The sequence below is a fragment of the Mesorhizobium sp. M0001 genome, from assembly GCF_040324255.1.
Lineage (GTDB): Bacteria > Pseudomonadota > Alphaproteobacteria > Rhizobiales > Rhizobiaceae > Mesorhizobium.
The window spans coordinates 1-521 of sequence record NZ_JAMYVS010000046.1 but is presented as its reverse complement, the minus strand read 5'-3'; the positions used below and the strand labels follow the sequence as shown (position 1 = coordinate 521).

Here is a 521-nt window from a genome sequence, read left to right as displayed (position 1 = left end):
GCTCAGCAATCTCAGAACGCAGGTCCGAGACAATCCTTTGCCGGTCACCATGGTGGGCGCAGGTCTGGCCTGGCTGATGTTCGGCAGCGGTACCTCAAACACCGCCCACCGTTCGGCTGGCTATCCATTGCCTTCAGCGCCGGGACGACATGATGTAGCAGGGGAGCGCGGCGGCTTGGGCGGCACGCTCTCCGATGCCGCGGAATCGCTCTCCTCGAGCGCTGCCAGCGTCGGCGACACCATATCGAGCACCGCAAGAGCCGCTGCGGCGGGTCTGACGGGAAGCGCTGCCAATGCAAGCTCGACGACTGGGGACATGGCGGCGAAAGCCAGCCGCTCCGCGCAAGATCTGTTGGAGGATCAACCCTTGGCCGTTGCGGCCGTCGGTCTCGCCATCGGCGCCGCTATAGGTGCAATTCTGCCCCATACCGCAACGGAGGACGAGCAACTAGGCGCCTATGGCGACAAGCTTCGCGATTCCGCCGAAACTTTGCTCGACAGGGGCCTCGATGAGGCCAAGC

The 521-nt window shown here is 64.5% G+C and carries 1 pseudogene; it reads left to right on the top strand.

The features are described 5' to 3' along the window. Nucleotides 1-175: 175 nt before the first annotated feature. A pseudogene (locus NKK50_RS31285) lies at nucleotides 176-521 on the top strand (hypothetical protein); the annotation flags it as partial.